Annotated in this window: 11 protein-coding genes, 1 tRNA gene and 2 pseudogenes; 9 read left to right on the forward strand and 5 right to left on the reverse strand. The window is 43.9% G+C overall.

Going from position 1 to position 14184, the window contains the following annotated elements; genetic code table 11:
* Positions 1–144: 144 nt before the first annotated feature.
* Complete coding sequence (locus tag O9300_RS04955; RefSeq protein ID WP_287970375.1) at positions 145–1143, reverse strand: Npun_R2821/Npun_R2822 family protein; 999 nt, start codon at positions 1141–1143, stop codon at positions 145–147.
* 236 nt (positions 1144–1379) lie between these two features.
* Positions 1380–2885, reverse strand: coding sequence for a hypothetical protein (locus O9300_RS04960; RefSeq protein WP_287970376.1), 1506 nt, complete (start codon positions 2883–2885; stop codon positions 1380–1382).
* 128 nt (positions 2886–3013) lie between these two features.
* Between O9300_RS04960 and O9300_RS04965 the strand changes: the two genes are divergently transcribed.
* Positions 3014–3086: transfer RNA gene (locus O9300_RS04965), tRNA-Glu, on the forward strand.
* A gap of 19 nt (positions 3087–3105) precedes the next feature.
* Here O9300_RS04965 and O9300_RS04970 read toward each other — a convergent pair.
* Positions 3106–4455: a sensor histidine kinase gene (locus O9300_RS04970; protein WP_287970377.1), complete on the reverse strand. Its 1350-nt coding sequence runs from the start codon at positions 4453–4455 to the stop codon at positions 3106–3108.
* A 415-nt stretch (positions 4456–4870) separates the two neighbouring features.
* On the opposite strand from O9300_RS04970, the gene O9300_RS04975 reads away from it, so the two are divergent.
* The 3 genes from O9300_RS04975 (at position 4871) to O9300_RS04985 (ending at position 7312) form a co-directional block, all read left to right on the forward strand.
* The gene (locus tag O9300_RS04975; RefSeq protein ID WP_287733318.1) at positions 4871–5344 is read left to right on the forward strand and encodes an EVE domain-containing protein; all 474 of its coding nucleotides are present in this window, start codon (positions 4871–4873) and stop codon (positions 5342–5344) included.
* Between the two features lie 3 nt (positions 5345–5347).
* Positions 5348–6202, forward strand: coding sequence for a prohibitin family protein (locus tag O9300_RS04980; RefSeq protein WP_190720260.1), 855 nt, complete (start codon positions 5348–5350; stop codon positions 6200–6202).
* Positions 6203–6661: 459 nt separating this feature from the next.
* The gene (locus O9300_RS04985; protein WP_287733317.1) at positions 6662–7312 is read left to right on the forward strand and encodes a restriction endonuclease subunit R; all 651 of its coding nucleotides are present in this window, start codon (positions 6662–6664) and stop codon (positions 7310–7312) included.
* Positions 7313–7421: 109 nt separating this feature from the next.
* Here O9300_RS04985 and O9300_RS04990 read toward each other — a convergent pair whose 3' ends face one another.
* Entirely contained in the window at positions 7422–8417 is a 996-nt protein-coding gene (locus O9300_RS04990; RefSeq protein WP_287733316.1) for a DNA cytosine methyltransferase, read from the reverse strand.
* 113 nt (positions 8418–8530) lie between these two features.
* On the opposite strand from O9300_RS04990, the pseudogene O9300_RS04995 reads away from it, so the two are divergent.
* From O9300_RS04995 to O9300_RS05015, 5 genes and pseudogenes are all read left to right on the forward strand, one after another.
* Positions 8531–8656, forward strand: a pseudogene (locus O9300_RS04995) (IS30 family transposase); the annotation flags it as partial.
* 401 nt (positions 8657–9057) lie between these two features.
* Positions 9058–9576, forward strand: coding sequence for a response regulator transcription factor (locus O9300_RS05000; protein ID WP_287970378.1), 519 nt, complete (start codon positions 9058–9060; stop codon positions 9574–9576).
* Positions 9577–9714: 138 nt separating this feature from the next.
* Positions 9715–11442, forward strand: a complete 1728-nt coding sequence (locus O9300_RS05005) for a M6 family metalloprotease domain-containing protein (protein WP_287970379.1) — start codon at positions 9715–9717, stop codon at positions 11440–11442.
* A gap of 31 nt (positions 11443–11473) precedes the next feature.
* The gene (locus O9300_RS05010) at positions 11474–13159 is read left to right on the forward strand and encodes a DUF6345 domain-containing protein (protein WP_287970381.1); all 1686 of its coding nucleotides are present in this window, start codon (positions 11474–11476) and stop codon (positions 13157–13159) included.
* Positions 13160–13243: 84 nt separating this feature from the next.
* A complete protein-coding gene (locus O9300_RS05015; RefSeq protein ID WP_002795826.1) occupies positions 13244–13681 on the forward strand; it encodes a pentapeptide repeat-containing protein in 438 nt (145 codons plus the stop codon).
* On the opposite strand, the pseudogene dcm reads toward O9300_RS05015, so the two are convergent.
* Positions 13646–14167, reverse strand: a pseudogene (dcm, locus tag O9300_RS05020) (DNA (cytosine-5-)-methyltransferase); the annotation flags it as partial. The gene O9300_RS05015 and the pseudogene dcm overlap by 36 nt on opposite strands.
* Positions 14168–14184 lie beyond the last annotated feature (17 nt).

The raw sequence follows: 14184 nt of genomic DNA on the forward strand, positions 1-14184 counted from the left end.
TGGAGGGATCGGGGGTAAAATTCAGGTACTTTTTCCCTGAAAATTAGGTAACTGACTACCTCAAAATCGGTAAAACCCTACACCCCACACCCCACACCCCACACCCTGCCCCCACCAACAAACTTTTTCAGCAGACCCTAATTATTATTTTCCTAAACCGAGTTTTCTGGTTACTTTTTGCCAAAAGGTTGGGGTAGGTGGTTGATAGGGTTTGGGACTATCGGTAAAAACAGGACGTTGACTAGGTTCGTAGAGATAACGATAGTGTAAGAAAATATCTCGATAGGGAAAATCGAGATTTTCACCGCTACAAAGTCGCGTGAACAGAGAGGAAGATAAACCAATGTAGTGAAGGTATGTCAAACGTTTGTCGTGGTCATAAAGAATATTATCTAAAGCCTGAAAATGGGGAGAGGTGACACAGCAGCCGGTGCGTTCTTCTTTAGGCAATTGAAGAGCTAGATTATATATAGAAAAATTTGAGCGCATCATCATATAATTTAACAGAGGTTGATCTACTGCCATAGGATAAACTATTTCTGCTTCTCCTGCTCGCAATTGTTCTATGAGCCAATTACGGCGTTCCCCGTCAAATAAACCTTTTTTTGAGCCATAAAAACCCGAACAGAAAATTTCTTGGTTAAGACGTTCTTGGGGAAAGATTTCTAATAATTTTGGGGAAGTAACTTCATAAACGTGGGTGATATCTTTGTGCTGAAAATCGTAGACTACACAATCATAATTATCTAACTGTGCAAAAACCCGATCTAAGGGACTCATCAATAGGGTATCACCATCCATGTAGATAAAGCGATCGAACGGCCCATCAAAGGCACAATAACGACGATGGGTACCAAAACGATGATAACCTCTACTACCAGCCTTTAACCAGCGTTCTTTAGCGGTAGGATGGGGTTCCCAAGCAGATTTAGCGAAATTATCCCAGCGTTCGATAATTTCCTGATTATCAAATAACTCTACATTAGGACGTTGAGCAATTTCCGCCTTGATACGTTCGGTGTTGTCATCGTAGGGATAGACACAAACAGGAATATCTTTTCCCCCATTTACCTCGATGCTGTTGAGTAGAGCGATTAATTGATCGTAAATGCGATCGTTGGCTAAGGTACAAATACCGTCCATAAGTAATCCCAAGGAAAAAATCAAAACTTATTATCTTTGCCGTTAGTTTAGCTTATTTTTGTCGATAAATTTGGGTAATTTCAGATTATAGCCATGAACTTAACTGCCGAGCAGCCAATGTTCATTCAAAAGTGAAGTGCAGCGCTAGGGATTGACAGAGGTAAGTCCCTAAAGATAGTCTCAAGTTTCTCGCAACAGAAAGACTCCCCGCTCGGCTATACCCAAAACCGATCGATTTAGCGTTTGCGTTTGAGTAATTTAGAAATGCGTCGATTGTACCGCAACCAACGCCAAATTTTAATAACTAATTCCTCCACCCATAAAATAATCGCATCTAATCCCTCTAAAATCCGTTCTAAGGGGTGTTTAACGTAGCCGACGGGGGTTGATTCGGTTTCTAACCATTCTTCGTTAATTGGTTGAATTATCTCCCTAGCGTAGCGGGGATCTAATTGGGTTGCGGGGGGGGATTCTCCAGGAGTAATTTCAGCGGCGGCCGGGGGGATTTTTTGTAAAGATTTATTTTGTTTTTCTTGACTAAAAGCTTTTTTTGTGCTATGAGGCTCGGCTGGTGTGCCTGGGGACTGGGGAAGGGGATAAGCGGGGTTAAGGCGCGGTTTTTCGGAGTCTTGGGGAGAAATAGCCAATATATCGGCGGATTCTAGCCAAGGTTGCTCGCTGATGGCGGAAAATGTCAGGGATTGGCGAGAGGAGAAGAAGTGATCGATCGCCGCTTGGATGAGTTTGCCGATCGTGAAGGGATCCGCTTGGGTTTGTTTTTCTAGCCAATCCTGGAGACGTTGCTTGAAGCTGATCAGCAGAGAATTAGGAAGACTTAGGGGATATTTTGCCGATAAAGCGGGTGAATCAGCACTATATTCTAAATTATTCTTCTCTTTTGCCCAGAAATGCTCGATCGCCGCATAAATTAACCAATAAAGTCGCCAGAGATAGGAGGAATTTTTCTCGAGAGTCGGGGACTGGTTAACGAGATCGGAAGGTAGGTTAGAGGTGTGGCTAACACTGCTGGGGATTGCGGGGGAGATAGCGAGAAATTTAGCCTCGAAAATTGCTAATTTTTCGTCAATAACTTCTAAAATCGCTTGAGAATTTAAATTAGGCAGTGGTAAGGAGGGTGGTGTCGGGGTTTTGACGAGATGGGATTCCTGGAATAGATTTATGGCGATCGCTATTTGCCCCTGTTGTTCCCAGCGTAGCAGGTTCCAAAACCAACGGATCGGAGGCAAGACAGGATTTTTGTCGGTAAAATTCGGTAATAAAGGCGGATATTGAGGATTTAATCGCTTAATTTTCCGTTTTTCGAGGGCGTAGTTAGCCAGTGCCGTTCTAATTTGTTTTTCTATTTGTCTTTGGGTTTGATTATCGGTGATTTTAACAGTCTGGTGATCGTTAGTGACGAAAACTAAAGCTTGATCCTCTAGATCGGCTGCTATGCCAATAAATGGCGTTTCTTGGTCGGATAAGCTCTGGAGAAATTCTTCGATCGCATCCGTCCCCTCTTTGCCGGGGGGTGATAATTGTTTCTGGAGACTGTTCCCCAATTGATTAGCCGTCATCCGCAGGGATTGTACCAGTAAATAGACGGGATAGAGGGCTATTTGCAGGGCAATAGCGATCGCATTTTGACCGCGACGGGAGACGCGGCCGAGGTTATCTTTCAGACGGATCAAACGACGGTTGATCAGGTTGAACAGTCGGCTTTTATAGGGATCGGCAGCCATGGATTTTGGGCGATAACATCTTCAATTAGACTATCCTATTGTGCAAGGGCGGGATAAAAAAAATTTTTTGCCAAAACCCTTGACTCCCGGAAAGATTATTGTTATATTTAAAAAGGTCTGAAATCCACGCCCCCATCGTCTAGTGGCCTAGGACACCTCCCTTTCACGGAGGCGACAGGGATTCGAATTCCCTTGGGGGTATGAAAAGAAGTCAGAGGTGTCAAGCTTCTGACTTTTCGGTTTTTTTCTCCCGTTGATGGCTTTTCGGTAAGCTGACGGTGAAGATTGTTCCTCGATCGATCTGACTTTCGACGCTAATTTGTCCATGATGACTGAGGGTAATCGCTAAAGCGATCGCTAATCCTAATCCTGTTCCCCCGGAGGTGGCAGAATTTTGTCGTGCGGGATCGAGACGATAAAAGCGATCGAAAATATGGGACAAAGCAGCCTCGGGAATGCCGATTCCGTTATCTTTGACGCGTACCAGTAACACCGATTGTCGATCGCGTTTACTTTTTTCCAATTCCACTGCCACATTTTTAGGCTCAGATTCGGGCAAAAAAGCGTGTTTTAGGGCATTAGAAATTAAATTTGTGAATAAACGGGCTAATTGATCCCAATCTCCCTGCATAGTAAACATTTCATCGCTGTAGGAAAAATCCTCTTGATTCGGTTCCACAATCGACAAAGAGAGGGAAATTCCCTGCTTATCGGCGATTAAACGCTGTTCTTCCACCACTTCCATCAATAAAGCATCCAAAGGTACAGCTTGCTCGATCGGTTGGACGATGCCACTATCAGAACGGGCTAAAAAGAGCAGATCATTGACTAAATTGCCCAATCTTTCCGTTAAACGATCGATCACTTGCAAGCGTTGATGGCCAGTTTGGGGATAGGCGATCGCCATTTGCACGTTAGTTTGGATAGTGGCGATCGGATTGCGTAATTCATGGGAAGCATCGGCGGTAAATTGTTTTAAACTCTGATAGGACTCTTTTACCGGTTGAATGGCTAAACCGGACAAAAACCAACCAATCCAGGCGACACTGGCAATCATCAGGCAAATTCCGACGATTAAATCCCATAATAGCTGTCTAATCGGTTTTGTCACCTCAAACCAAGGATGACTTACCCGCAGATATCCCAAAACATAATGACCGATTTCCACCCTTTCGGTTACTTGTCGCAGCAGACGATTATCGGATAAGCGAATAGTTTCCCCTTGACGGTGGGGATGGAGGGGAATATCTAAGGATTCGGCCAGAGTTGACCAAAGTAGATTACCTTGGGGATCAAACCATTCCAAATCTATATGATCGTCCTCGACGGATTTACCCTGACTGGGAAAACTTGCGAGGGGATCGACGCGATAACGTCCTTGATCCGGGGGAATCGATTCGATCACGAGGGAACGATTTACCACCTCAATGATGTGTTTGAGGGTATCATCAATGCGATCCACTAGGGTATGCCGCACATAAAAATACATTCCCGTAGCGAGAAAAAGCAGTAGTATGGCAGTGACAACAGTGTACCATAAGGCTAAACGGCGGCGAGTGGCTTGGAACACCGATAATCTATGGATTGGCTAGAGATTTTTAGAGCAATGTATCTTATTTTACATTGATCGATTTAATAATCGAGAATAAATTATTTTTAGCTATAGGGAAAAACTGACGGTTGCCAAGAATAGCTAGACTTGAACGCTCATAGTCCTTAAAAATTGCCCCTAACAAAGGTATTTTTAGATACATTCTTCCCAATAATTGTTTGAGTAGAACTACAAAAGCAGTCAAAGTGAATTATATTTAATACTAAATCCGTTGAGTATAGGCTACATATCAGGACAGGCAAAAGGCAACAGGCAACAGGAGGAATAAATAATCAGTCTTTAATAACCAGATTTGGTATAACCCTATGGTGACAGGGCTTACAGGAACGGCTAAAAATATTTTTGAGCTTATTTGAATTAATCACAACTATAAATGATGAATTTAAATTACTGGTTAATGAAATCGGAACCCGATGTCTATAGTATCGAGGATTTAAAAAAAGATGGTCAAACTATTTGGGAGGGAGTGCGAAATTATCAGGCGCGCAATTTTCTCCGTCAGATGAAACGGGGAGATTTAGCCTTTTTTTATCATTCTAATACCACCCCGCCGGGGATTGTCGGCTTGATGCGAGTAGTGCAAACTGATATGATCGATCCCACACAATTCGATACCGATAGTCCCTACTATGATTCTAAATCCTCCCCAGATTGCCCGCGCTGGTGGACGGTTAAAGTTGAGTTTGATCGCCTTTTTCCCCAACTGCTGCCCCTAGGAATTTTAAAACAAAATTTTACCGCCGATGAATTATTATTAGTAAGGACAGGAAATCGTCTGTCAGTGATGCCTGTCAATCAAGCAATTGCGGTAAAAATTCTCGCTTTAGTCGCTCATCAAGGAGTATAAACTGTGAACCAGAAAGATGCTATTAATTTACTTTCCCTGATCGGGGGATTATTGGCCACTATTGTCATTTTAGCGGCCTTTAATGCCTATGTGATTATCACCCCGGGACAAGCGGGGGTTTTAAGTGTTTTAGGAAAGGCTAAGGACGGGGTTTTATTGGAGGGATTTCACTTTAAACCTCCCTTTGTTTCTAGTGTCGATATCTACGATGTTACGGTGCAAAAATTTGAAGTTCCCGCCCAAAGTTCCACTAAAGATTTACAAAATTTATCCGCTAGTTTTGCGATTAATTTTCGTCTTGATCCGACTCAAGTAGTGGCAATTAGAAGAACCCAAGGTACCCTACAAAATATTGTCGCTAAAATTATCGCCCCTCAAACCCAAGAATCCTTTAAAATTGCCGCCGCTAAAAGAACAGTAGAGGAGGCAATTACTCGACGCAGTGAGTTAAAAGAAGACTTTGATAATGCCCTATCGACTCGGTTAGAAAAGTATGGTATTCTAGTCTTAGATACCAGTGTGGTAGATTTGAATTTTTCTCCGGAATTTGCTCGGGCTGTCGAAGATAAACAAATCGCGGAACAACGCGCCCAAAGAGCCGTTTATATCACCCAAGAAGCCGAACAACAGGCCCAGGCAGAAATTAATCGCGCTAAAGGGAAAGCTGAGGCACAAAGACTATTAGCAGAAACTTTAAAAGAACAGGGGGGAGGATTAGTTTTACAGAAAGAAGCGATCGAAGCTTGGCGCGAAGGTGGGGCGCAAATGCCCCGGGTTTTAGTCATGGATGGATCGGGAAAAAATAGCGTACCATTTTTATTTAATTATAGTGATTCTTTTCTGGAAAATACCCCCTAAATACGGGTCTATTTAGCCCATTATTTTCTCAAGATACAGTCTTTCCCATCAAGAGGAAGTGTAACCTAAATTTGGTCAGCTGTTGACTATCTAAATTACTCGTTAAGACTATAGGGGAGAAGGGAGCAGGGAGAAGGAGTTTCAGCCTAAGTCCACCCCACTTCTCCCCATTCCAATCCCATGCCACCATCCCCAACCCAATCAAACCTCTAACTACAAGAAATATGACCTTGGGGTGCTTTTCGTTCAAAAATAACTTTATCGTAGATCGCCGACGAGTGTAAAGTGCATTAGAAGGCTACCAATTCTGTTAAAAAACCCACATCAACAATCCGCACCCCACGCAGCAACTTTATTGTTAAATTTGTGTTTCTGTCTTGGCTTATTTTGTTAGGAAGAACAGCCGAGAAACCTATTTTACGCTACCAGGGAAACAGTGCTGCACTGCTTGCTAAATCAATGCTTACCCTCAAAACGAGTAAACTAACCCTTGCTGATGTTCAACGTCATCTCAATTTCCAAGAAAAGCTTGAGGATGTTTCATTTACAGAGCTTTTAGCTTTGGAAACCGTCAGCGACGCAGAAAAATTAGAACTTGTTCAAATCCGCAACGATTTTCGACCCTATTTGATGGAAGATAAAGCATCAGAAGGAAAAGTTAAAGTTTTCACCCTATTTCCCTTATTGCGGTTAGCGGGTTTTTATCGTTATCCGATTAAGATTAGGTTTGAAGAAGGGATTGATAATATTATCCTTGTGGATGAAGATAAAACTATTAGCGGACGCTTTGATATTGTCACGGTGAATAATTCGATATCAACTGTCAATAATATCCCTTTTTGGATTTTAGTAATTGAAGCTAAAGAGAGTGGAATCGAAGTACGTCAGGGATTACCTCAATTACTGACTTATGCCTACAATAGCTTAGAAAGACAACCCTCAGTTTGGGGATTAGCGACTAATGGCTTACAATATATGTTCGTCTATCTCAGACAAGAAACTAACCCCACTTATCAGATAATGCCAGAACTTAATTTAATGTATCCTGAATCAGCAATTAATCTGCTCCAAATTCTCAAGGCAATGGGTCAGCTAATTTTAGAGACATAAATTAGGACTCAAACAAGCTATAATATCCTAGGCTTTTACTCTCTATATAGGGAATTAAAAGCGTCCTGAATACTTACCACTATCTAAAACTCCTGAGTCGAAAATAAACTTAATTAAGTTGTCGATTTAACGAGAATGAATTAGTTGATGCTTGAGCAACATCTAACAAAGACTCGATTACAGAATTAACCACAGCAGCTACGCAGGAAATCGCTACACTATTACCGGTTAATTTTCGCATAGTTTGATAACTGCCGACAATTTGATAATCATCGGGAAAACCTTGTAAACGTAGCATTTCTCTTTCTGTTAAGCGTCTTTTCCCATCCACTAACAAATAATTATAGGATGCTCCCGCTCGCAAGGCACAGGAATAGGGATAAGCACTGACATTTCCTCCTTTATTTTCGTGCCAGATAGTCGGTTCACTATAAGGTTTTTTCCCCTCTCTTTTCAGAAGGCGACTTTTTTGAATTTTTTCGGAAGCATAATAAAAATCCGAGACATTTTCCTCTAAGATTTCTGTTAAACTTGTTCTAGATAAAGCTGGTTTTGGCCAGATAAAACCCCGCGCTTCTCGGAAACCAACGATAAAAATCCGTTCCCGTTTTTGCGGTAAACCAAAATTAAGCGCATTCAAAACTCGGTAATCGGTATAGTAATCTAAATCTTGCAGAGTATCGAGAATAACTTCTAAGGTTTTTCCCTGTTGATGTCCCTGCAATTGCTTGACATTTTCCAGAATAAATGCTGCGGGTTGTTTGGCTTTTAAAATGCGGGCAATCTCAAAAAATAGCGTGCCTCTGGTATCTTCAAATCCCTTTAAATCACCACAAATACTAAAGGGTTGACAGGGAAATCCTGCCATTAAAATATCGTGATTGGGAATATCTAGGGCGGCAATTTCGGTAATATCTCCCTGGGGTTGATCGCCAAAATTAGCGTGATAAATTGACCGAGCATCTTTATCTATATCACAGGAAAAGACACAATCAGATTCTAAGTTTTTTTGGCGGCAAACTTGTTCAATAGCAACTCGAAACCCTCCCAAACCACAAAAAAGGTCAACAAAACGAATTTTCTGCTTATCTTTAAGTAAATTCATCGATCGCATCCCTAGCAAGACCTGGATAATATCCTAACTTAATGGGGATAATTCATCACCTTATAGCACAGCTACGTCAAAGAATAAATCGAACTTTAGAGGTATTTTTAGCCAAGTTTGAGGAGGTAGAAAGAGCCGTAAACTTGATTAACAATCGTCCTCGAAAATGTCTTGACTATCGTAACCCGAATGAGGTATTCTATGAGGATGGAGCAGACAGTCATGTAATTCAGACTTGAATTGGCGTTTTATGAAAGGAAACTATAGTTAACAGGGGGCTTTTTTAAGGAACTCTGTCACTGCGACTGATGTTGATGACATAGATATTTTCTTGTTTGTTTCCTAATTTTCTGTTGCCTATTTGCTGCTTTCTAAAAGTACAGATATTCTGAGCAAGCACTAGGCCTTGAGATAAGAGCGTCACCACTAGGGCAGAAAGATGGATTTTGTGATAATTATTTGAATAGTGGAGAAATTTATGGGATTGATGCCAAAGCTCTCAGTAAGTTGCGATCGCTGTCTCGCAGCTTTGCTATCTAGCCCAGAGAGAGAGCCAGAAAACAATAAGGACAAATATAATCAAATAAAAGCAATAAAGCCACGATTACCCCAATTTTGCCAGCAGATAGGTTTAATAGTCATGGATATAGCTGGAAGCGTGCAAATGCTTACGGAACGATCTGAACAATTGCTGTACCAGTATTCCCTCTCCCATACCCCGAACACCTTACCAGAACCCTTGCAAAAGTGGTTTAAACATCCGATTGCCCGACTCCTAGCCAAGGATGACCAAGCCTTTTCCTGTTCACCCTTACGCCTAGAACAAGAGGGACGACAGTTAATCATTTTTCTGATTCCCAGTCTGATCGGGGAACAGTTTCTCCTAATCTTAGAAGAACAAGAACTGCCCTCTTTTTCGATTGCGGCCTTAGAATTGTTGGGACTGACTAAAAGGGAAGCAGAAGTGCTATTTTGGATTGCCCAAGATAAAAGTAATGCCGCCATAGCAAAAGTTATCGGATGTAGCGAAGGAACCGTGCGAAAACATCTAGAACATATTCACGGGAAACTAGGGGTACAAACTCGGACGGCAGCGGTTATAGTTGCCCTCGAAAAGTTGGGGCTACTGAAAGGGCAGATTGCTGCGATATCTTCATAATTCCCTACGCGGATCATCGTATTGTTAACCCAGAAAAATTTGATGATTATTGAAATTGTGCATTGTCCTGTACTTAGTTCTTGAACAGAGCTTCTCATCGAGAAAGCCAAAATTTCTTTGGCAAGGAGAATCAAATCTATGCCTACACCCTTTGTGAATGAGGAATTTACCTTCACCAATCCCGACGGCAGCACTATCCGGGTCAGGGGATCGGGAAACCAGTATTATGCTGTTTTTGAAACCCTAGATGGCTATACCGTGGTCAAAAACCCTGACAATGGTTTTTACACCTACGCCCAGCTTTCCGAAGACAAAAGCCAACTGATAGCCACCGATGGGATAGTCGGCCAAGTAGCACCCCAAAGCCTCGGCATCCAGCCCCATCTAAGCATCGAGACCGAGAGTGCCAAACAACAAGCTCAGAGCGCACCGATGCTACAGGAAGGGTTCAGTCAATGGCGAGTCCGTCGTCAGCAAAAAAAAACTCAGCTGCAGGGAATCAGTGCGACGACCAGTGCTGATGCCAGACCAGCTTCAACAGTAACTGTGGGCAACTATCTGGGATTATGTATCTTGATTAAGTTTCCCGACGTTGCCGCCAGCATTTCCCAACAGGAAGTCAGCAACTTCTGTAACCTACCTGGTTACGCCGGATTTGGCAATAAAGGGTCAGTACGGGATTATTTCTACGACAACTCCCAGGGAAAATTAACCTATACCAATGTTGTCACCCAATATTACACCGCCGCCCATAATCGCTCCTATTATACCGATCCAGCGATCGACTATGGTACTCGCGCCCGAGAACTGATTCTAGAAGCCCTCAATTATTTGAAATCCCAAGGCTTTAACTTTAGTCAGTTGAGTAGTGATAGTAACGGTTTAATTTATGCCTTAAATGTCTTCTATGTCGGACCGCGGGTCAACAATTGGGCCGAAGGACTATGGCCTCATTCCTGGAGTTTAGCTTCACCCTACGATGTCGGGGGGGGCAAGAAGTTATACGACTACCAAATCACCAATATGGGTAGTGAACTGACCTTGCGTACCTTCTGTCATGAAAATGGTCACATGATCTGCGATTTTCCCGATCTCTACGATTATGGCGGTCAATCGGCAGGAGTGGGTAATTATTGTCTGATGTGTTACGGAGGCAATGATAAAAATCCCGTACAAGTTTGTGCCTACCTCAAAAATGAAGCCGGTTGGGCCAGCAAAGTGACAGCGATAACTCCAGGTCTTACCGCCAGTCTTCCTGCGGCCAAGAATGAGTTTTACCTCTACAGTAAGAACGCTAACGAGTATTTCCTGATCGAAAACCGGCAGAAAACTGGCCGGGATACATTCCTCCCCGATGCGGGCCTAGCCATCTGGCACGTGGACGAACAGAAGAATGGTAACGAGGAGGAACAGATGACTCCTAGCCAACACTACGAATGTTCCTTAGAACAGGCCGATAATCGCTTCGATTTGGAGAAAGACGTGAATGCTGGTGATAACGCCGACCTATTTCGAGCCTCCTATAAAACCGAGTTTTCCGATAGCACCAGTCCTGCTGGCAAATGGTGGGATGGTAGCAACTCTGGCCTAAAAATCGCCCAGATTTCTGCCGTTGCTGCCACGATGACCTTCACTGTCCCCGGCAGTGCTTGGCTAGAGAAAAAGCAGATTACCGGTTTGTGGATGATTAACCAAGAACGCAATGCGGCCGCCTATGTGGACGGCCTCGGCTGGCGCAAGATTGCCAGCGAGAGTGACAGTGTTTTCTTGGGGATGCTTACCCTGCTGTCCGCCGCTAAGGAAAGAAAATTTCCCGTCAATCTGCGTCTAGAAAACAACGTGATTCAGGAAATTTACGTTTTTTAAAACTTTTTCAAGATTTAACGAGGAAAATACCATGACATTAACACAACCGACTCAAATTCCCCCCGCAGCTAACCTTCCTAAGTCCGAAACACCAGAAATTCCCGCCGTTCCTCTCTTTGCCGAAAACCCCCTCGGTCAGGATAGCAAAGATGGCCTGCGTGGCGGAGCGAATCTCTATGGCGGCTGTAGTATTGAAGTGGGCTGTGGTTGCTCCTTTGGCACCCTGCGCTATACCCATGAAGATGCCCAAGGCTGGTTAGACTATGTGAAAAAGTTTACCCCCTTAAACTTTTGGTATCAGGATTGTGGCGTACAACCCTGGCTTTACTACGAACCCTACGATGATTGGCAAGATACCTACGGGGTAGATGCGGTCATGGCCTTCTATCACTCTGGTCATGGCGGGATGGATGCCAATGGCGTGTTTTATCTACCGATGAGCAAACCTTGGGGTAGCGAAGGTTGTACGATCGTCTCTAGCAGTGATAAGTTAATTTGGGGTAACGAGCGGGTCAGATACATTTTTCTGTCTACCTGTCTTTCCCTGCGGGTTCTGGGCGGTCACAACCCGATTCGCACTTGGCATCGTAGTAATCGCGGTTGGCGAATGCTCTTCGGCTATGAAACTGTTAGTTGGGATAATCCCAATTACGGTAAATTTTTCTGGGAAGAATGGAACAAGAATAAGCCTTTAAGTACCGCTTGGTTAGATGCTAGTTGGCGCATTGCCCACGACCAGGCCCCCTCGGTGGTGGCCTGCGGTGCCAGTGCGGATGAGGCGAAAAATCGTCTCTTTAATGAACGCTATTTTTCTCGCGAACGGGTCAGTAATGCTTGGTATTGGTGGCGATGGTACAATGTGGCTCGCAGTAGCCAACCACAACTGGTCTTACCCCAGCATCTCCTCGTCGGTCGTTTGCAACCCCTAGACGCTACTCGACCCGCTGCCCGCAGCCTAGCGGCACGATTTGGTCTTGACCTGGAAATCCCGTCAGAAGTTGGTAGTACCAGAAATGGCTCCTATCGCGTGGTGACGGGGGAACAAAGCATCGCCTACGGTAGTGATGGGTCAATTGATGTTCGTTTGGCAACTCCTAACCGTTATAATTACAACCCCTTGGCTATGGACAGCGCCCAAACCTTAGCCCAGGAGGCCGTCTGGCGTTACGGTCTTGACCAAGAAGTCCCAGTGGTGTTCGATCGAATTATCTTATCTTCCGAAGCCGGCGGTACGGCTAACGGTTCGGGACAATTGGACGGACCGTTTACTACTGGTGTGATTGTCCAATTCCGACAGTTGATTAATGGTGTCCCAGTGATTACCCCGGGGGCGGGTACGGTGCGAATTGCCCTGGATAATGATGGTACTGTCACCGATGTGCATTCATCAGTCCGCTCGCTCGAACAGTTAAGTAGTCGTCCTGTACGCTCTGCCAGTGCGCCGCCTCCCCAGGGTGATATCGCTCCTGTCTTAGCACCCGAACCTAGCAACTATGAGCAGTTACTAGCGGCAGAGTTTAGCCGACAATTGGCTTCCCTGTCTGCTCGCGGTGGCGCTGGAATGCCTCTAGAATTCACCACTGTACCCAATTCCACCGAGATTGGCTACGATATTGACGGCGATGAGGCGATTTTGATCGCCCGCAAAGCGATCGAAGTTAACTTTGGCAATGGTTATCGTAAACGTTATTGGGTTACTGTACCCTTGTTTGGTTAACTGCGATCGAATCCAGTTTTAATCATGTTAAGACGGGCAAGCTCCCCGTCTTGACAGGCTTTTTTACTTTTTCCTTGCTACACAATGTCTAGCGTCACCCGTCAACAACTGGAGAGCGCGATCAACAATGGCTTAAAGATCGGCTTAAACGGTGAAAATTTACAAGGTTTGGATTTATCTGGTCTGAATCTCAGTGAATTTGACTTTAGCTATGCCAATCTAGAATCAGTTAACTTCCGGGGTGCCAATTTAAGCAAGGCGATTTTGTGGTCTGTGCAAGCGGCAAAAGCGAACTTTAGTCAAGCTAACCTTAGTGGGGCCAACCTCGGCACTGCCAATCTTAGCCAATGCAATCTTAGCGGTGCAATTCTCCGTCAAGCTAGTTTGTTAGGAACCAATTTGCAACAAGCGGATTTAAGCAGCGCCGATTTGCGTCTGGCTAATCTCCAAAATACCATCCTCACGGATATTATTTATAATGCTCAAACCCAATGGCCTGATGGATTCCGTTTTTTGCGGTAGGCCAAAATTAAGCGCATTCAAAACCCGATCATCGGTATGGTAATCTAAATCTTGCAGAGTATCGAGAATAACTTGCAAGGTTTTTCCCTGTTGATGTCCCTGCAATTGCTTGACATTTTCCAGAATAAATGCTGCGGGTTGTTTGGCTTTTAAAATGCGAGCAATCTCAAAAAATAGCGTGCCTCTGGTATCTTCAAATCCCTTTAAATCACCACAAATACTAAAAGGTTGACAGGTAAATCCTGCCATTAAAATATCGTGATTGGGAATATCTAGGGCGGCGATTTCGGTAATATCTCCCTGGGGTTTGTCGCCAAAATTAGCGTGATAAATTGCCCGAGCGTCTTTATCTATATCACAGGAAAAGACACAATCAGATTCTAAGTTTTGTTGGCGACAAACTTGTTCAATAGCGACTCGAAACCCTCCCAAACCACAAAAAAGGTCAATAAAACGAATTTTTTTGCTATCTTTCAGGAGAGTCATCGGTGATTAAAATTGCA

The sequence above is a fragment of the Microcystis sp. LE19-195.1E genome (assembly GCF_027532095.1).
Classification (GTDB): domain Bacteria; phylum Cyanobacteriota; class Cyanobacteriia; order Cyanobacteriales; family Microcystaceae; genus Microcystis; species Microcystis aeruginosa.

Coding starts and splice junctions, on each gene's coding strand:
- O9300_RS04955 (WP_287970375.1), bottom strand. CDS start 1,143: ATGGACGGTATTTGTACCTTAGCCAACGATCGCATTTACGATCAATTA.
- O9300_RS04960 (WP_287970376.1), bottom strand. CDS start 2,885: ATGGCTGCCGATCCCTATAAAAGCCGACTGTTCAACCTGATCAACCGT.
- O9300_RS04975 (WP_287733318.1), top strand. CDS start 4,871: ATGATGAATTTAAATTACTGGTTAATGAAATCGGAACCCGATGTCTAT.
- O9300_RS04985 (WP_287733317.1), top strand. CDS start 6,662: ATGCTTACCCTCAAAACGAGTAAACTAACCCTTGCTGATGTTCAACGT.
- O9300_RS04990 (WP_287733316.1), bottom strand. CDS start 8,417: ATGAATTTACTTAAAGATAAGCAGAAAATTCGTTTTGTTGACCTTTTT.
- O9300_RS05000 (WP_287970378.1), top strand. CDS start 9,058: ATGGATATAGCTGGAAGCGTGCAAATGCTTACGGAACGATCTGAACAA.
- O9300_RS05005 (WP_287970379.1), top strand. CDS start 9,715: ATGCCTACACCCTTTGTGAATGAGGAATTTACCTTCACCAATCCCGAC.
- O9300_RS05010 (WP_287970381.1), top strand. CDS start 11,474: ATGACATTAACACAACCGACTCAAATTCCCCCCGCAGCTAACCTTCCT.
- O9300_RS05015 (WP_002795826.1), top strand. CDS start 13,244: ATGTCTAGCGTCACCCGTCAACAACTGGAGAGCGCGATCAACAATGGC.